18 protein-coding genes are annotated in these 19,344 nt (G+C 61.8%); 16 read left to right on the forward strand and 2 right to left on the reverse strand.

All coding sequences use genetic code 11. The annotated features are described in order from the left end of the window. Nucleotides 1–69: 69 nt before the first annotated feature. The 5 genes from JOH52_RS28220 (at nucleotide 70) to JOH52_RS28240 (ending at nucleotide 5,314) form a co-directional block, all read left to right on the forward strand. Entirely contained in the window at nucleotides 70–984 is a 915-nt protein-coding gene (locus JOH52_RS28220; protein WP_026029891.1) for an ABC transporter permease, read from the forward strand. A 12-nt stretch (nucleotides 985–996) separates the two neighbouring features. Beyond that, nucleotides 997–1,914, forward strand: coding sequence for an ABC transporter permease (locus tag JOH52_RS28225; protein WP_003527027.1), 918 nt, complete (start codon nucleotides 997–999; stop codon nucleotides 1,912–1,914). Next, nucleotides 1,911–3,563 carry an ABC transporter ATP-binding protein gene (locus JOH52_RS28230; protein ID WP_014531514.1) on the forward strand — a complete coding sequence of 551 codons (1,653 nt, stop codon included), beginning with the start codon at nucleotides 1,911–1,913 and terminating at the stop codon, nucleotides 3,561–3,563. The genes JOH52_RS28225 and JOH52_RS28230 overlap by 4 nt, the downstream gene beginning before the upstream one ends. 172 nt (nucleotides 3,564–3,735) lie before the next feature. Next, entirely contained in the window at nucleotides 3,736–4,179 is a 444-nt protein-coding gene (locus JOH52_RS28235; RefSeq protein ID WP_234842732.1) for a VOC family protein, read from the forward strand. 112 nt (nucleotides 4,180–4,291) lie between these two features. Then, on the forward strand, nucleotides 4,292–5,314 hold the full coding sequence (locus tag JOH52_RS28240) for a zinc-binding dehydrogenase (protein ID WP_234705570.1): 1,023 nt from the start codon (nucleotides 4,292–4,294) through the stop codon (nucleotides 5,312–5,314). Between the two features lies 1 nt (nucleotide 5,315). Here the strand turns inward: JOH52_RS28240 and JOH52_RS28245 are convergent, their stop codons facing one another. Further along, nucleotides 5,316–5,975: a TetR/AcrR family transcriptional regulator gene (locus JOH52_RS28245; RefSeq protein WP_003527031.1), complete on the reverse strand. Its 660-nt coding sequence runs from the start codon at nucleotides 5,973–5,975 to the stop codon at nucleotides 5,316–5,318. 255 nt (nucleotides 5,976–6,230) lie between these two features. On the opposite strand from JOH52_RS28245, the gene JOH52_RS28250 reads away from it, so the two are divergent. The 9 genes from JOH52_RS28250 to JOH52_RS28290 all read left to right on the forward strand — a co-directional run bounded on the left by JOH52_RS28250 (nucleotide 6,231) and on the right by JOH52_RS28290 (nucleotide 15,986). Next, on the forward strand, nucleotides 6,231–7,343 hold the full coding sequence (locus tag JOH52_RS28250) for a sugar ABC transporter substrate-binding protein (RefSeq protein WP_013845509.1): 1,113 nt from the start codon (nucleotides 6,231–6,233) through the stop codon (nucleotides 7,341–7,343). Between the two features lie 74 nt (nucleotides 7,344–7,417). Continuing rightward, nucleotides 7,418–8,383, forward strand: coding sequence for an ABC transporter permease (locus tag JOH52_RS28255; protein WP_003527033.1), 966 nt, complete (start codon nucleotides 7,418–7,420; stop codon nucleotides 8,381–8,383). A 10-nt stretch (nucleotides 8,384–8,393) separates the two neighbouring features. Continuing rightward, a complete protein-coding gene (locus tag JOH52_RS28260; protein ID WP_010967750.1) occupies nucleotides 8,394–9,905 on the forward strand; it encodes a sugar ABC transporter ATP-binding protein in 1,512 nt (503 codons plus the stop codon). A gap of 7 nt (nucleotides 9,906–9,912) precedes the next feature. Beyond that, nucleotides 9,913–10,854: an ABC transporter permease gene (locus JOH52_RS28265; protein WP_010967749.1), complete on the forward strand. Its 942-nt coding sequence runs from the start codon at nucleotides 9,913–9,915 to the stop codon at nucleotides 10,852–10,854. Between the two features lie 9 nt (nucleotides 10,855–10,863). After that, on the forward strand, nucleotides 10,864–11,898 hold the full coding sequence (locus JOH52_RS28270; protein WP_014531515.1) for a zinc-dependent alcohol dehydrogenase: 1,035 nt from the start codon (nucleotides 10,864–10,866) through the stop codon (nucleotides 11,896–11,898). A gap of 162 nt (nucleotides 11,899–12,060) precedes the next feature. Then, a complete protein-coding gene (locus JOH52_RS28275) occupies nucleotides 12,061–13,557 on the forward strand; it encodes an aldehyde dehydrogenase family protein (protein WP_010967747.1) in 1,497 nt (498 codons plus the stop codon). Beyond that, nucleotides 13,557–15,152, forward strand: a complete 1,596-nt coding sequence (locus tag JOH52_RS28280; protein WP_010967746.1) for a GMC family oxidoreductase — start codon at nucleotides 13,557–13,559, stop codon at nucleotides 15,150–15,152. Before JOH52_RS28275 ends, JOH52_RS28280 begins: the two co-directional genes overlap by 1 nt. Before the next feature lie 227 nt (nucleotides 15,153–15,379). Further along, entirely contained in the window at nucleotides 15,380–15,655 is a 276-nt protein-coding gene (locus tag JOH52_RS28285; RefSeq protein WP_014531516.1) for a type II toxin-antitoxin system ParD family antitoxin, read from the forward strand. Further along, entirely contained in the window at nucleotides 15,636–15,986 is a 351-nt protein-coding gene (locus JOH52_RS28290) for a type II toxin-antitoxin system RelE/ParE family toxin (protein ID WP_080567612.1), read from the forward strand. Before JOH52_RS28285 ends, JOH52_RS28290 begins: the two co-directional genes overlap by 20 nt. Before the next feature lie 65 nt (nucleotides 15,987–16,051). On the opposite strand, the gene JOH52_RS28295 is transcribed toward JOH52_RS28290, so the two are convergent. Then, nucleotides 16,052–16,873 (reverse strand): aldo/keto reductase, encoded by an 822-nt coding sequence (locus JOH52_RS28295; RefSeq protein ID WP_013845505.1) that lies wholly within the window; start codon nucleotides 16,871–16,873, stop codon nucleotides 16,052–16,054. 124 nt (nucleotides 16,874–16,997) lie between these two features. Here JOH52_RS28295 and JOH52_RS28300 point away from each other — a divergent pair, with 124 nt between their 5' ends. Next, entirely contained in the window at nucleotides 16,998–18,569 is a 1,572-nt protein-coding gene (locus JOH52_RS28300; RefSeq protein ID WP_010967743.1) for an acyl CoA:acetate/3-ketoacid CoA transferase, read from the forward strand. Then, nucleotides 18,566–19,336, forward strand: coding sequence for an enoyl-CoA hydratase/isomerase family protein (locus JOH52_RS28305; RefSeq protein ID WP_010967742.1), 771 nt, complete (start codon nucleotides 18,566–18,568; stop codon nucleotides 19,334–19,336). Before JOH52_RS28300 ends, JOH52_RS28305 begins: the two co-directional genes overlap by 4 nt. Nucleotides 19,337–19,344: the final 8 nt, after the last annotated feature.

Genomic DNA, 19,344 nt, shown 5'->3' on the forward strand with positions numbered 1-19,344 from the left:
CCGGGCGAGCGCGCGCGACAGGTTCGCGCGCTCGCATTGAACTGCAAGGGAATCCAGAGGCTCCGCATGATGCTCGGCTATATCGGCCGGCGGGCATATCACAGCGTAATTTCGGTGATCGGCCTGCTGACGCTCGTCTTCTTCCTCACGCGTTTGACCGGTGATCCGTCGGCGCTCTACCTGCCGCTCGATTCAAGTCTCGAGGCGCGCCAGGCCTTTGCACGCCTGAACGGCCTGGACCAGCCGATCTACGTGCAGTTCTTCCAGTACCTGCAAAACCTCATGTCCCTGGATTTCGGCCAGTCCCCGCGACAGAACCGGTCGGCGATCGAGGTGGCTCTCGAGGCCTTTCCGGCCACGCTGAAGCTCGCCTTGGTCGCAATGTCGCTCGCGACCGTGCTGGCCATCGTCGTCGGCGCGCTGGCCGCCGCCCGTCCCGGTAGCCTTTTCGACCGCATCGCCGGCCTCGTTTCGCTGGCGGGAGCGAGCACCCCCGATTTCTGGATCGCGATCGTCGGCATTCTCGTCTTTGCGGTCGGGCTCGGCATGTTGCCGACGTCGGGTACGGGCACTGCCCTGCACTGGATCATGCCGATCGCCGTCCTGATGTTGCGCCCATTCGGGCTGCTGGTCCAGGTGGTGCGTGGCACGATGATCTCCGCGCTCGCCTCGCCCTTTATCAAGACCGCCCACGCCAAGGGCATGAAGCGTCGCAAGATCATCTTCGGTCACGCGCTCAGGAACTCGCTGCTGCCGGTGATCACCGTCGCCGGTGACCTGGCGACCGGGCTGATCAACGGTGCTGTCGTCGTCGAGACGATCTTCGGCTGGCCGGGCATCGGCAAACTGATGATCGATTCGATCATCCAGCGCGATTTTGCCGTGGTGCAATCGACGATCCTCGTCACGGCAATCGCCATTTTCATCGTCAACATCGCGATCGACCTGCTCTACGCAGTGCTCGATCCTCGCATCCGCTACTGAAGGGAGGCGACAATGACCGACCTGGCATTGCCATCCGTAAGATCGCCCGGAGCCCTGCGGCAGCTTGCAATCTATCTCACCCGGGACAAGCTGGCGCTCTGCGCAGCCGTATTTCTGCTCGTGCTCATCGTCTGCGTGCTTGTCGGGCCGCTCTTCGTCGGCGAACTTGCCGGCAAGCTCGGGCTCAGGCAGCGCAACCTGCCGCCCTTCGCACTGGAGCACGGGTTCATCTACATTCTGGGAGCCGACACGCTCGGGCGGCCGATCCTGGCGCGGCTGATCGTCGGGGCGCAGAACACGCTCGGCATCGCGGCCGCCGCCGTCTTCTGCTCCATGGCTTTAGGCGGCATCCTCGGACTTGCCGCCGGCTATTCGGAGCGCTGGTATAGTCACGTCATCCTGCGGCTTGCCGATGTGGTGATGAGCTTTCCCTCGCTGCTGCTCGCATTGATCGTGCTCTATACGCTCGGTCCCAGCATGACGAACCTGGTGATCGTGCTGGCGATTACCCGCATGCCCATCTTCATCCGCACGGCGCGGGCCGAGGTTCTCGAACTGCGCGAGCGCATGTTCGTGAGTGCCGCGCGCTCCATGGGCGCAAGTACGGGACGCATCCTGTTCCGTCACATCGCGCCGCTCGTGTTGCCGACGCTGGTGACGATCGCGGCCATCGATTTCGCCACCGTCATCCTGGCCGAATCCTCCCTCAGCTTCCTCGGGCTCGGCATTCAGCCTCCGGATTTCACCTGGGGCGCTATGGTGGCCAACGGCCGCGGCTATCTGAAGACGGCGTGGTGGATCGCTTTCTGGCCGGGGCTCGCGATCCTGCTGACGACGCTTTCCTTAAACATTCTCGCCAGCTGGGCGCGGACCGTCGCCGATCCGCTGCAGCGCTGGCGTCTGCAATCGCTGCGAAAGGCCCCGCGATGAACGCGCCGGACAAACCCATTCTGCGGATCGACAAACTCACGGTCGACTTCCTGTCCGAAGGCGATCCCGTGCGTGCCGTCGATGACGTCTCGTTCGATGTCTGTCCGGGCGAAACCCTCGTCATCCTCGGTGAGAGTGGATCGGGAAAGAGCGTCAGCACCGGAACGGTCATGGGGCTGATCGACTGTCCGCCGGGCGACATCGTCTCGGGCTCGCTGGTTTTCGACGGCACCGACCTTTCCCGCCTCGATGACGAAGGCCGGCGTGAACTGAACGGCCGCCGCATCGCCATGATCTTCCAGGACCCGCTGGCCTATCTCAACCCGGTCTACACCGTCGGCAGGCAGATCGCCGAGGTGTTCGAGAGCCATGGGGAAGGCGAGGGCGGTGCGGTGCGCGACAAGGTCGTTCGGCTGCTCGAACGGGTCGGAATTCCGGAAGCGGACGAGCGGATCGACTATTATCCGCACCAGTTCTCGGGCGGACAGAGGCAGCGCGTGATGATCGCCATGGCGATCGCGCTGAAGCCGGATATTCTGATCGCCGACGAGCCGACTACGGCACTCGACGTCAGCGTTCAGGCACAGATCCTGGAACTCCTGCGGGACCTGCAGCGCGAGACCGGCATGGCTCTGATCATGATCACCCATGATCTCGAGGTCGCCGCGGCCATGGCGGATCGGATCATCGTAATGAACGGCGGCAAGGTGGTGGAGAGCGGCAAGGCCGAGGACGTCTTTACCAATCCGAGCCACGCCTATACCCGCCGGCTGATGTCGGCCGTGCCCCATGCCGACGCGCCGAAAGCGCCTCGGAATGCCGCACAAGGCGAGGTCCTGTTGCAGGTCGCCCATTTGAGCAAGCATTACAAGCTGGGGTCCGGCCCGTTCTCGCCCAAGCGGGAGTTCAGGGCCGTGGACGATGTCAGTTTCACGCTTCGTCGTGGGGAAACCGTCGGGATCGTCGGCGAGTCCGGTTCGGGTAAATCCAGCATTGCACGCATGCTGCTGAGACTGAACGAGCCGACATCGGGCGCGGCACTCTTTGCCGGCGAGGACATTTTCGAGCTCAAGGGCAAGGCGCTCGATGGTTTCCGCCGAAGGGTGCAGATGGTGTTCCAGGATCCGTTCGGGTCGATGAACCCGCGCATGAACGTCCGTTCGATCATATCCGAGCCTTGGGCGATCCACAGGGACATTCTGCCGCGCGAACGCTGGAACGAGCGGGTCGTGGAGCTGCTGGAGCTTGTCGGCCTGAAGGCAGAGCATGCTGCACGGCATCCGCATCAGTTTTCGGGCGGGCAGCGGCAGCGCATCGCCATTGCCCGGGCGCTCGCCAGCGAACCCGAGCTGATCGTCTGCGACGAGGCGGTCTCGGCGCTCGACGTGTCGATCCAGATGCAGATCATCGAGCTTCTGGCTGATCTGCGCCTGCGCCTCGGCCTCTCTTACGTCTTCATTACCCACGATCTGGCCATCGTGCGCCAATTCGCCGACCGGATCCTGGTGATGCAGCGCGGCAGGATCGTCGAGGAAGGCGAGACCGAAGCCCTTTTCGTCTCGCCTCAGCACGAATATACGCAAGCTCTGCTGAGGGCCGTCCCGCAGCCGAAGTGGTTGCGGAGCGATCCGGCGCCGATCGCAGGGTAGAGCATTTCCGGGAAAGTTTGAAACCGTATCCGGTCGGGTCCGGCCGGATACTCCGGTGCGCTGTCCCCGAGCGCTTGACGCAAGTCTCCTGCAGTGAATATACCGCACTAACCAGTTACATATTTAACTGCGGTGTAGCTGTTGTTCCGAGCGATGACCGGGGAGGGGATCGATGAGAGTTTTCGGCATGCAGCATATCGGCTTCACCGTGCCGCATCTGGAGGAGGCGGTTCGATTCTTCGAAGCTGCCTTCGGTGCCGTGACGTGTTTGGAGACCGGACGCATCGAAGCCGACGACGCCTTCATGCAGAGAAGGCTCGGCGTGCCAGCCGGCTGCAGGATCGAGAACATAAAGGTTCTTCGAATTGGCAACGGCACCAATCTCGAACTTTTTCAATACTCGGGCGAGGAAGACGGCGAAGAGCCATTGAAGCGCAATAGTCAATCCGGCGGCTTTCACCTGGCGTTTGAGGTGGATGACTGCCACTCGGCCGCGGATCGGCTGCGGCAGGCGGGCGTCGACGTGCTGGAGGGGCCGACTTTCGTGGATGCCGGAGCGATGCAGGGTCTCACCTTTACCTGCGTGCGCCGTGGGGGCAGTTCCTCGAGCTCGTAAGCATGAACGGTGCGCTGGGCTATGAGCGGGCCGGTGGGCCGAAACAGTGGTCCCCGGTAACCGGAGAGTGATTTCATCACCGATCGCAAGAAGGCCGTCGCCACGGAAAGGAGTGCGCTTGCCCCACGAGATAACGATCCCTGCAAAGCAGACGTTCCGACTCGACCGGTATGTGGACTTGCCGCTAAACTCCGGCGAAATCCGTGGGCGGACGGTTTGTACTTTGGTCAGCCCCGGAACCGAACTCGGCTGGGCGAATGGCGATGTTTTTCCGATTCGGCCCGGCTATTCTGCCGTCTTCGAGGTGGAAGAGGTGGCGGACGGCGTGGATGGTATTCGGCCCGGTGAATTGCGTTTCGCGATGGGCATGCACCGAAGCACTCAGACGCATACGGCGCGGGACACGGTTCCATTGCCGGCCGGCTTGAGGCCCGAGATCGCCGTTCTCTCACGCCTCATGGGCGTGTCGCTCACGAGCCTCATGACGACCAAGGCCCGGCCTGGCGATCACGTCGTTATCACTGGAGCCGGCCCGGTCGGTCTTCTCGCGGCGCAGCTCTTCAAGATTTCCGGTTACCGCGTGACCGTCGTCGATCCGGATCCTCTGAGAAGGGCGCAGCTCGCCAGTTGCGGCATCTCCGATTGCCGCGAGCGTGTCCCGCTTCAGTCGTCGCTTCAGGGGCAGGTCGCGCTCGTTCTCGATTGTTCCGGCCATGAAGGGGCCGTGCTCGACGCATGCCGCATCGTTCGCCGCCTGGGCGAGGTCGTCCTGGTCGGCGTTCCATGGCGCAAGCTGACCGAGATCTCCGCGCATGAGCTTCTGAACGCGGTTTTCTTCAATCTCGTGACCTTGCGGTCGGGCTGGGAATGGGAATTGCCGGTTCATGCCCGTGCATTCGAGTGGGAGGAACTGCTGGGCGGTTACAATAACGCGCGCCACAGCGTCTTCGGAGGGTTTGCCCGGGCGCTCGACTGGCTGGCAGAGGGAAGAATCGAACTCGGCGGACTGCTGCGCCGTGTTCCTCCGACCGATCCTGCCTCTCTCTACGCAGACATTGCCGCAAGACGTATCGAGGAACCGTTCATCGTCCTTGATTGGACCGATTTCGACGGACCCGACCTGAAGTCGTCGTGATCTAAGCGCAAACCATGCGCATGATGGTCTCTATGTTGAATTGAACGCGCTCTTCGAGCGCGTCTTTCGCCATCAGGTCACGCTCGAAAACGATCGAACCGGTGAAGCGGTTGGTGATGTAGTAATAGCCGATGGCCGCGATGGTGAGGTTCAGTTGGACCGGGTCGATTCCCGGCCGGAAAACCCCTTCGGAAACGCCCCGCTCCAGCAGTTCCTTGACCATGCCGACGAATTTTCGACTGGTTGCACGGACCACCTGGGACTTCTTCAAGTGCTTGGCGCGATGAAGGTTCTCGCTGTTGACCAGCGTTATGAACTCCGGGTGCTTCAGATAGTATTCCCAGGTGAAACGTACGAGCTTCTCGAGGGCAGCCTTGGGTTCAAGGTCATTGAGGTTGAGCTTTTGTTCCGCGGTCCGTATCCCGTTATAGGCGTCTTCGAGAACGGTCTGGAAGAGGTGGTCCTTGCCGTCGAAGTAGTGGTAAATCATCCGCTTGTTGGCGTTTGCCTTCTCGGCGATCACGTCCACCCTGGCGCCCCCCAATCCGTTTTTCGCGAATTCTTTCTTCGCGGCCTCGAGGATGCGCGCCTTGGTTGCTTCGGCATCGCGTAGCCGTGGCTTCCCGGCTGCTTTCGCTTTCTGTGCACTCGTCGTTCTCAAGGTCTGACCTTCACGCGTTCATGGCTTGTGTTGTCCGACTCATACACGCCTGCCGGTATAGCCGTCAAAGCCGCCTGCCGAGATGGTCGGCTTGATGAAAATATATGAAAACCCTTGACTCATGCAACACTAAACAAGTAACTAGTTAGTGCGTTAACGGTAGTGGCGGCGGAAGAAGGGTGCGGGCGGGGAATGATCATTCTCCTCCATGAAGCCGTCGGTGCCGGACACTCAACTGCATTGGGAGGAATGCGAATGTCGACATTCATCAAGAACTTCATCGAGCGTGAGACGATCAGCCGTCGTCACTTTCTGCTTGCCTCGGCCGCAGGTCTGGGGGCAGCGGTCCTGCCAAACCCGTTTGGCGGCGGCGCGCGCGCTGCATTGACGGATCCCGCGATCGCCTGGAGCTATCGCGACCGCGCTTCGGCCTATTGGAACTCGGTCGTCTCCGGCGGCGAAGCATTCGTCGAATCGCTCGGCAAGCCGAAGAGCGCGCTCGTAAGTCTGATCAACGAAGGATCATCCGAGAAATCTCTGGCCGACATCAAGGCCTTCCTTGCCAAGAACAATGGAAATTGCGCCCTGGCCTGCGATGCCAATGACAGCCCGAATGCGCGGCCGATCGTGGAGGCGGTGGCGGCTGCGGGCGGCTACATCTCCACGATCTGGAACAAGACCGATGATCTCCATCCATGGGATTTCGGCGACAACTACGTGTCGCACATGACCTGGTCGGACGAGAAGCCCGCCGAAGAGACCGCGCGCATCCTGTTCGAAGCCATGGGCGGCGAGGGCGGTGTCGTCCACCTGGGCGGCATTGCCGCCAACAACCCTGCGGTCGAGCGGCTCAACGGTCTGAAGAATGCGCTGAAGGACTTTCCCAACATCGAACTGCTCGACGCGCAGCCGGCGGACTGGGACACGCAGAAGGGCGCGGCTTTGATGTCATCCTTCCTGACCCGCTATGGCGACAGGATCAAGGGCGTGCATTGCGCCAACGACAACATCGCCTACGGCGTCATCGAGGCGCTGCGCGCCGAAGGCATCGAGGGCATGCCGATCGTGTCCTATGACGGCAATCCCGAAGCGGTGCAGATGGTCATGGACGGCCAGCTGCTCGCGACGGTCTTCACCAATCCGCACTGGGGCGGTGGCATCACGTCGGCGCTCGCCTACCATGCGGCAACCGGCAGCTTCAAGCCGTCGGAAGAGCCGAAAGAACATCGCGAGTTCTACGGACCGACCGTCCTGGTCAGCAAGAAGGATGCCGAGGAGTTCAAGGCCAAATATCTGGATTCGGTACCGAAATACGATTGGGCCGACTTCTGGGGTCCCTCGAACGGACAAATTCAGTATCGGTCCTGACCCTCTTTCCGGGGACGGCGCACAGCTGACCGTCCCCGATATTCCTATCCGAGACCCTGCGAAAGGTGCCCATCGTGACCCGGCCCATATCGCGCGAGACCCTGATCAAATGGGCGCCCCTTCTGGTGCTCATCGCGCTTGTGATCTTCTTTACGGTTTTAAACCCGACATTCTTCTCGGCCCGCAACTTCGCGCGCATCGCCATCGCATCCGCCCCCGCCTTGATGGTGGCCGTGGGCGTGACTTTCATCATCATCATGGGCTCGATCGACCTTTCCATGGAAGGTGTCATCTCGCTTACGGCCGTGCTCTTCTCCTTTGCCTTCATAAAGCTCGGCGGCACCTTGCTGGGCACGGCGTGGCTCGCCCTTCCGCTGATCCTGATCATAGGCGGGCTCATAGGCTTCCTGAACGGCCTGGTCCACGTCAAACTGCGGGTACCCTCGTTCATGGCGAGCCTCGCGATGGGCTTCGTCGGAACCGGCGCGGCAATTCTGATCACCGGCGGCGACATAGTGAGGGTCAGCGATCCGGCGTTCCGTGGCCTCTTGACCGTCAGATGGCTTGGCTTCCCGCTCATGGTGTACGTGGCCGCCGTATTCCTGATCGTGGCCTGGTTCATCCAGGAGCACACGAGGCTCGGCCGCAACTTCTATGCGGTCGGCGGCGGAGAAGAGCTGGCGCATGCCTCGGGCCTCGACGTCAGCCGCGTGCGGATCGCCGGCTTTGCGCTTGCAGGCGTGTTTTACGCGATCGCGGCAGTCCTCGTCGTCGCACGCATCGGTCAAGCGGAGTCGGTGACGGGTTCCAATTTCATGTTCGTATCGATCACCTCCGTCGTCGTCGGCGGAGTGGCTCTGTGGGGCGGCATCGGCGGCGTGTGGAATGCGCTGATAGGCGTCCTGATCGTCGGCGTCATCAACAACGGCATGGTGGTCATCGGTCTGCCGGATTTCCTTCAGGACGGAGTTCTGGGCCTCCTCGTCATCCTTGCCGTCGTGCTGTCGACCGATCGCAAGCTGGTCTCTTTCGTGAAGTGAGGGTGAGGACATGTACGAGCTGAAGTCCCTCGACAAGAAGTTTCCCGGCGTTCATGCGCTCAAGGCGATCGACTTCCATATCAAGCGCGGCGAGATCGTCGGGCTGGTGGGAGAGAACGGCGCGGGAAAATCCACCCTGATGAAGGTGATCTATGGCGCCTACCAGCCCGATGGCGGGCAGATCCTCATCAACGGCGATGCCGTGCGCTTCGCGAACCCCCGCCAGGCGATGGAAAAGGGGATCGGGATGGTGTTTCAGGAGCAGTCCCTGATCCCGAACCTGACGGTGATGGAGAACATTTTTCTCGGCTACGAGCAGCAGTTCGTCCGCCTCGGCGTCATCAACTGGAAGGAGATGGCCAAGGCCGCGAAAGCACAGCTTGCGAAGGTCAAGCTGGACATCGATCCTTCGACGGTCACATCGAAACTGTCCTTCGCTCAGCGTCAGCTGGTCGAACTCGCCAAGGTCCTCACACTCGAAGAGCGGGTCGACGGCGATCTCGTCATCCTCCTCGACGAGCCCACCTCGGTTCTGTCGAAGGACGAAGTCGAGCTTCTGTTCAAGCTCGTGCGCGAGCTCGTGACCCGTGCCTCCTTCATATTCGTCTCGCACCGAATGGACGAAGTCATGGAGCTGTCGGATCGGATCTACGTGATGAAGGACGGACAGGTGGTCGACGTCGTCGAGCGGGGCGGGGGCGGAGCCGATGCCGAATCGATCCAGCACAAGATGGTCGGGCGGAACGTCGACAAGCAATATTATCGGGAGCAGCTTCAAAAGCCCTACGATCCCTCGAGAGTCCTCGTCGAAATGTCCGGCATCGACCTGCCGGGCCGCACGAAGGATATCTCGCTCAGGCTTCACGCCGGTGAGGTCCTGTGCCTCGTCGGAACCGAAGGCTCGGGCCGTGAAGCGATCCTGCGCGCAATCTACGGCATGCTCAGCCCCACCGGCGGACGCCTGAAGATCAAGGGACGGGAGGTGAGGACATATTCGCCGCGTCAATCGGTCGGCCTCGGTGTCGGATATGTTCCGCGCGAGCGCAAGATCGAGGGCATCGTGGCGGGCATGAATGTCTACGAGAACATGACCCTCTCGCAGTTGAAGAAGCATTCGACGGCGAGCGTTCTGCAGGTCGGAAAGGAGCGCGCGCTCGCGCGGGAGTGGATCAGGAAGCTCTCCATCAAGGCCCATTCCGAGCTCGCCGACTGCGGCAACCTTTCAGGCGGCAACCAGCAGAAGGTCGTTCTCGCCAAATGGCGCTCCGCGGGCGCCGATATCATGCTCCTCGATCACCCGACGCGCGGTCTCGACATCGGGGCGAAGGAGGACGTCTACGAAATGATCCGCGCCATGAGCGATGCGGGCGTCGGGATCGTCCTGGTGGCCGACACGCTCGAGGAAGCGATCGGACTCTCCCATACGATCGTCGTCGTCAAGGATGGCAGGATCCAGAAACGGTTCGATTGCGTGCCTGGCGCGAAGCCCTCCCTGTATGACCTCCTGCATTACATGATCTGAGGATAAGATGGACATACAACGCCTCAAACCGCACCTGCCCTGGATCACGCTCACGGTGCTCGTCGCCATCGTCGGCATGGCCGATCCCGGCTTTCTCAAGCCGCAAAACCTCATGAGCCTCGCAGGCGACATCGTGCCGCTCTTCATCATGGCGCTCGGCCTGACCTTCGCCATCTATATCGGAGGCATCGACCTGTCGGCCCAGTCCATGGCCAACATGGTGACCGTGATTGCCTCGGTCTACCTTGCATCGATGGGAGCCTGGGTGGCCCTTCTCTGCGTGGCCGCGGGTTTCCTGCTGGGCACCTTGTCGGGCTACATCACCACGAGGCTTTACGTTCCGTCCTTCATTTCCACTCTTGCCGTAGGCGGCGTCGCTTTTTCGGTCGCACAGTGGCTGTCCGGCCAGCGCGCGCTGAACATGGACGCGGCGCAACGCAACGAGACCTTCGGCTGGATGATCGGCCGGACATGGGGGGTCCCGAACGAACTCCTCATCGCGGCAGTGCTCCTCCTCGTCTGCCTCTTCATCGAGCGCCGGACCATTCTCGGACGGGCGCTGAAGGCCGTCGGCGCAGGCGAGCTCGCCGCCGCCGCATCGGGTTTGAACGTGGCCCGCTACAAGATACTGGCCTTTGCGATTTCCGGTGCGCTTGCGGCGATTGCCGGCCTCCTGTTCGCAGTCAAGCTGTCGGGCGGAGCGCCGACGATCGCCAACGGTTTCCTGCTGCCGGCTATCGTCGCCGTTCTCGTTGGCGGAACTCCGCTGACGGGCGGCGTGGGTGGGGTCCTCAACACGGTTATCGGCACCCTGATCGTGGCGGTCATTCGCGCCTCGATGCTCTATTTCGAGATCGATGCGACACAACAGCAGATGGTCTTCGGCATCGTCCTCATCGGCGCCATCGCCTTGACGATCGACCGGGCCAAGCTCAGGACCGTGAAGTAGGAGAGAAGGATGGCGACGATGAAAGCTGCCGTTCTCGTGGAGCCGCGCCGGTTTGAAGTCAGAGAGGTCGGCATTCCCGAGATCGGTCCAGCCGACGTCCTGATCCGCGTAACGCGGGCGGGCATATGCGGTACCGACCTCCACATATTCAACGGCCATTACGCGGCTGATCGGTTGCCGATAGTGCCTGGGCACGAGTTCTGCGGGACGATCGCCGAGATTGGCGCAAGCGTGACGCACCTCAAGACCGGGATGCGTGTGGTCGCGGACATCAATATCGGTTGCGGCAACTGCTACTGGTGCCGACGCAACGAGGTTCTGAACTGCGGCGAAGTGGAGCAGATCGGGATCGGGCGCGATGGAGCCTTTGCGCAGTATGTCGCTCTTCCCGGCCGTCTGGTGCTCCCGGTGCCGGATGGGGTTCCCGAAGCAGTTCTTGCCCTCGTCGAACCGGTCGCCTGCGTCGTCCGGGCGGCGCGCAAGGCCGGTGCGGCCTTCGGTCGGTCGGGAGTGGTTCTGGGAGCGGGCCCCATCGGCAACCTGCATGTCCAGATGATGCGCCTTGTCGGCATGGCCCCGATCATTGTTGCGGATCTGTCGAGCGAGCGCTGCCGCATGGCGGTTGAGGCGGGCGCGGATGCTGCTGTATCGGAGCCGGCGACGCTCAGGAGCAAGGTGCTGGAGATGACGGGCGGACGCGGCGCAGATATCGTCGTCGAAAGCGTCGGCAGCTCGAAGCTCTATCGCCAGGCCTTCGACCTGGTCCGCAAGGGCGGTCATGTGGCTTTCTTCGGGATTACCCCGCCAGGCGAGACCATTCCGATCGAGATACTCAGGACTGTACTCGAGGAAAACAGCCTCAAAGGCTCGGTTGCCGGAATGGGGGAGGACATGCATGACGCGCTGACGCTTCTGTCCCATGGCAGGTTCCGGACCGCGGCCTTCACCGCTGCTCACTATCCGCTCGAACGCATTCAGGAGGCCTTCGAAACGATTCCGGCAAGAACCGGGCACCTCAAGACCCAGATCCTGCTGGACGCTTAGTGCGGGATGAGGAAGTGTCTGCGCGGTTTTCCGCCGCATCCCGCTCCAGTTTTTTGAATCGATTACGGCCATGACTTCAGGTCGACCGGACCTAAAGCCATCGTGGTCGAGTGCGCAGCTAACAGCAATATCCGTTTAGTTACTAGAATAGGGAGGCACCCGATGGACCAGCTGAACAACTTCCTTTCCCCTCCGGCCGCCCCGCGGGATTTCGGTTTCTTCGTGGACGGCAAATGGCAAAGCGGGCATGACTTCTTCGTGCGGCACTCGCCCGGACATGGCGTTGCGGTCACCCGCACGGCAAAATGCAGCGTCGACGACCTGAATGCCGCAGTCGCCGCCGCACGCCGGGCTTTCGAGGACCGGCGTTGGTCCGGTCTCCCGGGGGGCTCTCGTGCCTCGGTACTGCTGCGGGTGGCCGAGATCCTGCGCACCCGCCGCGATGAGCTCGCCTATTGGGAGACGCTGGAAAATGGCAAACCGATCGCTCAGGCGCGCGGCGAGATCGACCACTGCATCGCCTGCTTCGAAGTAGGCGCGGGTGCAGCCCGCCTTCTGCACGGCGACAGCTTCAATTCGCTCGGAGACGGATTGTTCGGCATGGTTCTGCGCGAGCCGATCGGGGTCGTCGGGCTCATCACGCCATGGAACTTTCCTTTCCTTATCCTGTGCGAGCGCGTTCCCTTCATTCTCGCATCGGGTTGCACGATGGTCGTGAAACCGTCGGAGGTGACTTCCGCGACGACTCTCATACTTGCCGAGGTGCTCGCCGAAGCCGGACTGCCCGACGGCGTGTATAACGTCATCACCGGCTCGGGCCGGACGATCGGCCAGGCCATGAGTGAGCATCCGGACATCGACATGCTGTCGTTCACGGGTTCGACCGCCGTTGGCCGTTCCTGCGTGCATGCGGCCGCCGACAGCAATTTCAAGAAGCTCGGCCTGGAGCTTGGAGGCAAGAACCCGATCATCGTCTTTGCCGACTCCGATCTAGAGGATGCCGCCGATGGCGCAGCTTTCGGCATCAGCTTCAATACGGGACAATGCTGCGTGTCCTCATCGCGCTTGATCGTCGAGCGATCGGTGGCGCGCGAATTCGAAGCGCTGCTTGCAGAGAAGATGAAACGCATACGCGTCGGGGACCCGCTGGACGAGACGACCCAGGTCGGCGCGATCACGACCGAAGCGCAGAACACGACCATTCTCGACTATATCGCCAAGGGCAAGACGGAAGGAGCGGAGCTCGTGACCGGGGGGACCGCCATCGATCTCGGCCGCGGGCAATACATCGCGCCCACGCTGTTTTCGGGCGTATCGCGTGAGATGGCGATCGCGCGTGACGAGATCTTCGGGCCGGTGCTTTGCTCGATGACCTTCGACACGGTCGAGCAGGCGGTCGAACTGGCAAACGACACGGTTTACGGACTGGCTGCAAGCGTCTGGACCAAGAATATCGACAAGGCCCTGACCGTCACGCGCCGCGTTCGTGCGGGCCGCTTCTGGGTCAATACCATGATGGCCGGCGGGCCGGAGATGCCGCTCGGAGGCTTCAAGCAGTCCGGTTGGGGCCGCGAAGCCGGCATGTACGGGGTCGAGGAATATACGCAGGTGAAATCGGTCCATGTCGAGATCGGCAAGCGCACGCATTGGATCTCCTGATGATGGAAGGTTTTGATTACGTCATCGTCGGCGGCGGATCGTCGGGCTGCGTTCTGGCCGCCCGCCTTTCCGAGAACCCTTCGGTGCGCGTCTGCCTGATCGAGGCGGGCGGGCGCGACCGTCACCCGTTGATCCACATGCCGGTCGGCTTCGCAAAGATGACCGCGGGGCCGATGACCTGGGGCCTGACGACCGCCCCGCAGAAACATGCAAACAACCGCGAGATTCCCTATGCCCAGGCGAGAGTGCTCGGCGGAGGGTCCTCGATCAATGCCGAGGTCTATACGCGCGGCCACCCGCGGGACTATGACCGCTGGGTGGAAGAGGGGGCCGACGGATGGAGCTTTCAGGAGGTGAAGCCTTACTTCCTGCGATCCGAGGGCAATACGATCCTCTCCGGCGAGTGGCACGGGACGGACGGTCCTCTCGGAGTCTCCAACCTTCCCGATCCGCAGCCGATGACACGGGCTTTCGTCCAGAGCTGCCAGGAACTCGGCATCCCCTATAATCCCGACTTCAACGGGCCGGTCCAGGAAGGTGCGGGGGTCTACCAGACGACGATCCGCAACAGCCGCCGTTGCTCGGCCGCTGTCGGATATTTGCGGCCGGCGCTCGCGCGCAAGAACCTCATGCTCATCACGGGTGCGCTTGTCCTGCGCATCGTATTCCAGGGCCGCCGCGCCGTCGGCGTCGAATACTCGACCGGGGGCGCCGCGAAGATCGCCCGGGCGGAAAGCGAGGTTCTCGTCACCTCGGGTGCGATCGGAACGCCTAAGCTCATGATGCTTTCAGGCGTCGGCCCGGCCGCCTCTCTGCGGAGCCACGGTATCGACGTCGTGCAGGATATGGCGGGGGTCGGCCAGAACCTCCACGATCACTTCGGCGTGGACATCGTTGCCGAACTGAAGGGGCATGACAGCCTCGACAAGTACAACAAGTTCCACTGGATGCTCTTGGCGGGAATCGAATACGCGCTTTTCAAATCCGGGCCGGTCGCCTCGAATGTTGTGGAGGGTGGAGCCTTCTGGTACGGCGATAGGGCAAGCCCCTATCCCGACCTGCAATTCCACTTTCTTGCGGGGGCGGGAGCCGAGGCCGGGGTGCCGAGCGTCCCAAAGGGTTCCTCCGGCGTGACCTTGAATTCCTACACGGTCCGGCCGAAGTCACGGGGTTCCGTCACCCTTCGTTCTGCCGACCCCCGTGCCCTGCCGATCGTCGACCCGAACTTCCTCGATGATCCGGATGATCTCAGGATCTCGGTCGAAGGCATCAGGATCAGCAGGGAAATTTTCGGGCAGCCGTCGCTGCAGAAGTACATCAAGACGATCCGCTTCCCCGACGAGAGCGTCAGGACACAGGCCGACTTCGAGGCCTATGCGCGGCAATACGGGCGGACGTCCTATCACCCGACATGCACCTGCAAGATGGGTCGCGACGATATGTCGGTGGTCGATCCGCAGCTCCGCGTCCACGGCCTTGACGGCATCCGCATCTGCGACAGTTCGGTGATGCCCAGTCTCGTGGGCTCCAATACCAATGCGGCTACCATCATGATCGGCGAGAAGGCGGCCGATCTGATACGGGGCAACATTTGAACGCGCGGGAGCGGCGTCACCTTTCTCTGCTGACCACGCAGAGAAAGGTACGGTGGGCTAGCGTGAAATCTGCTGAAGTCCACTTTAGTCTAGCAAGCGACAGCCTAGCGCCTGGGCGTGGCCGCGATCCGACGCGACGCTTGACTGCGACGCAGTAACGGATGAGTCCCGACGCAATTTGACAAGTGTGCTACTGAGTAGCATGATGGGTCAAAGGAGTTCAGCCGATGAGTGTCAAATCATCGATCTCACTGACCGATCAACAGGATGCGTTCGCCCGTTCGTTGGTAGAGAGCGGCCGGTATTCCAGCCTGAGTTCCGTCCTGCAGCAGGGCCTCGAACTGCTTCGTCAAAAGACGGAAGCGGAGGCCGTCGAAACGGCAGCGCTTCGTGAGGTGATCCAGCGTCGATTAACAGGACCGATGATTTCTGCGACGGAAATGGAAGGCCGCGTCGCGGCAATGATTGAGCGGAAGCGACGGACTGTGCGTGTGGACACTTGAATATTCTGCGGATGTCGAACGCGATTTCGAGCTGATTTTCGATCATCTGTTCGACGCTTATGTCAAACTTGGAGATCTGCCTGACGAGGCGTTGGAGCGTAGCGCTGAACGAATCCGCAAACTGCGCCTCGAATTCGATCGTCTCGTGGATACGCCTTATATCGGGACATTGCGGCCCGATATACATTCCGGGATCCGGTTTCTTCGGCGGGACAAGACGGCAATATGGTTTCTACCGGTAGAACGTAGCCGTACAATCATTGTGGCAGCAATTTTCTATGATGCGCAAGACCACATCAGGCATATGCCCGCACGCATGCTGGCGGAATAAAGCTCCTCCCTTCACGCCGCTTATTGGATGTTTCAGGCGTCCCCCGGGCGGAGGAGGTGCGTGACCTACCGGTCCCAATCCGGAACCCAGGGCAACATCCCGGCTTTCAGAATCCGATAGTTTGTCGCGTTCATCGCATCGATCCGCTTCATGTCGTGCGGCGAAAGCGCAAAATCCAATATCTCGAAATTCGCCCGGATATTCTCCGGCTTGGTGGACATGGTATTCATGGACACGCCCTTCTGAAGAATCCAGCGAAGCACCGTCTGGGCAGCCGTCTTGCCGTATCTTGCGCCGATCTCGGCGAAGACCGGATGCTTGAACACCTCGCCCCTGGCAACCGAACAGTAGGATGACAGCGCAATCTTCGTTTCCTCGGCTGCGTCGAGAAGCCGGCTCTGGTCGATGAGCGGGTGGAATTCGACCTGGTTGGTCACCAGCGGCGCCTCTACGATCGATTGTGCTTCGCGCATCATCGGGGCCGTGTAATTGGAGACGCCGATGTTGCGGGCGAGACCGATGTCGAATGCCTTCTGTAGCAGCCGCAGGGATCGCGCGTTCTCACCATTGATCTCCGGCCAATGCAGCATCAGGACATCGGCCTGATCGACCCGCAAGGCCTTCAGGCTCGCCTCGACCGAAGGCAGGAATGCTTCTTCGGAATAATTATCGGGGTGCACTTTCGTGGTGATGCATAGCTCGTCACGAGCCAGGCCGCTTTCGGCAAGCGCTTCCCCCGTCTCGGCCTCGTTGCCGTACATCTGTGCGGTGTCGAAGGCGCGGTACCCGACCGTGATGGCCTCGCGAACGGCAGCCTTCAACGGCTCGCCCTTCAGTGGGTAGGTGCCGAAGCCTCTCTGATAGCTCTTCTCGAAATAGACGCTCATCGGTCCTCCCATTGGTTAGCCATTAAAACGGGAGCTGAGGAAAAATGCCCCCTTGCCTCTACCGTTCATCATGCTTAAGCTATATCTGGTTAGTTACTTACGCAACAAGAAAAGGAGCCTTGGCATGGCAAAAGTGATGACCGCAAACGAGGCCGCCGGGCTGGTCAGGGACGGGGCGGTGCTGGCGGTCAATTCGTCGTCCGGCCTGGGTTGTCCCGATGAGGTTCTGAAGGCGCTCGGAGAGCGGTTCGAGTTGGAGGGACATCCGCGCGGACTGACGTCGGTTCATCCCATCGCCGCCGGAGATTTCTTCGGGACGAAGGGTGTCGATCACATCGCCAGACGAGGCATGCTCAAGAAGATCATCGGCGGTTCGTATCCTTCCGGTCCGAGCAATGCCGAGCCGCCGCTCATCTGGCAGATGATCCTGAAGGAAGAGGTGGCCGCCTGGAACGTGCCCTCTGGCATCGTCTTCGACATGCTGAGGGAAGGTGCGGCGAAACGCCCCGGCGTGCTGACCAAGGTCGGCATCGACACCTTCGTCGATCCCGAACAGGAAGGCTGCGCCATGAACGCCGCAGCGCGGAGCGAGCCGATCGTCAGGCGCGTGCGCTTTGCCGACGACGACTGGCTGCACTTTCCGCCCATTCAGCCCGATGTCGCGATCATCCGGGCGACGACCGCCGACGAGAGAGGCAACCTGACCTTCGAGCACGAGGGTGCGACGCTCGGCGCGATGGAGATGGCGCTTGCGGCGCGCAATTCCGGCGGGATCGTCATCGCCCAGGTGAAGAGGGTCGCGGCCGAGGGAACGATGCGTCCTCACGATGTGCGCGTTCCGGGGATACTCGTCGACGTCATCGTCGAAGCGCCCGATCAATTGCAGACGACTGCGACCCCGTACGATCCTGCGATATCCGGGGAATTGTTCCGCCCGCTTCATACGTTCCGCACGCCGGCGCTGGACCCCGGCAAGGTGATCGCCCGCCGTGTGGCGCAGGAACTCAAGGCCGGCTGGGCGGTCAATATCGGGTTCGGTATTTCGGCAAACGTTCCGCGCGTGCTGATAGAGGAAGGGCATCACGGCAAGATCACCTGGGTGATCGAGCAGGGCGCAGTGGGCGGCGTGCCGCTGCTCGATTTCAAGTTCGGCTGTGCCTCCAACGCCGAGGCCTTCGTAGCCTCGCCGCATCAGTTCTGCTATTTCCAGGCGGGCGGGTTCGACTGCTCTTTGCTTTCTTTTCTTGAAATCGACGCCGAAGGTTCGGTGAATGTCAGCCGTCTCGCAGCGACACCCCACCGCACGGCCGGCGCGGGCGGTTTCGTCGACATTACTGCGCGCGCAAGGAAGATCGTTTTCTCGGGCAATTTCAACGCGGGCGCGAAAATGCGTATCGAGGACGGGCGGCTCGTCATCGACAAGGAAGGACGAATTGCGAAGATCGTCCCGAAAGTCGATCAGGTCAGTTTTTCCGGCAGGCGCGCACGCGTTCAAGGTCAGGATGTCACCTATGTGACCGAACGCTGCGTGATGAAGCTCGAGCCCGACGGGCTCGTCGTCAGCGAGGTTGCCCCCGGATTGGACCTGAGACGGGACGTTCTCGATCAGGCAGCGACGCCCCTGCGGGTAGCCGACGGCCTCAAGGAGATGGACCAGGCCCTGTTTCTTTCAACTGCGATGGGGCTAGGCCTGTGAGCGAGCCGGTTCGACTGAAAATCGGGGAAGGTGTCGCCTGGCTGACGATCAGCCGGCCGGATAAGCTGAACGCGCTTGACGGCGAAATGGTCGATGCAATCGTCCCGGCCTGTCGTGAAATCGAGCGTTCCGCGGCGAAGGTGGCGATACTGACCGGTGAGGGGGAGCGTTCGTTCTGCGCCGGCGGCGACATCGATGCCTGGAGCAATGCTTCGCCCGAGGCCTTCGGCCGCCATTGGGTGCGTGATGGCCATGCGGCCTTCGATGCTCTGGCCCGGCTCGCGGTTCCGCTGATCGCGGTGTTGAACGGGCACACATTAGGGGGCGGGCTCGAGCTCGCCGCCTGCGCCGATCTCCGGATCGCCGAGGCGCACGTCAGGATAGGGCAGCCGGAGACGGGGCTCGGAATAATTCCCGGCTGGTCCGGAACGCAGCGCGCGGTGCGAAGGTTCGGTCCGCAGCTCGTCCGGCGCATGGCGCTCTTCGGACATGTCTATGGCGCTGAGGAGGCGCTCGCTCTGGGATTGGTGGATCAGGTGGTCGCAACGGGCGAGGGGCGCGCCGCGGCGGAAATTGCAGCGGCAGGCGTAATGAAGCGATCGGCGCGCGCGACCGAACTTACGAAGATGCTCATCAACGCGGCCGAGGGAGAGGAAAGCGAGCGGGTCGTCGAAGCCTTGGCGGGTGCCGTCGCCGCCGCGTCCGACGAGCTGCAGGAAGGCTTGTCGGCCTTCCGTGAGAGGCGGCCGGCGCGGTTCGGTCAATGAACTGGAGT

The sequence above is a fragment of the Sinorhizobium meliloti genome, from assembly GCF_017876815.1.
GTDB classification, from domain to species: Bacteria; Pseudomonadota; Alphaproteobacteria; order Rhizobiales; family Rhizobiaceae; genus Sinorhizobium; species Sinorhizobium meliloti.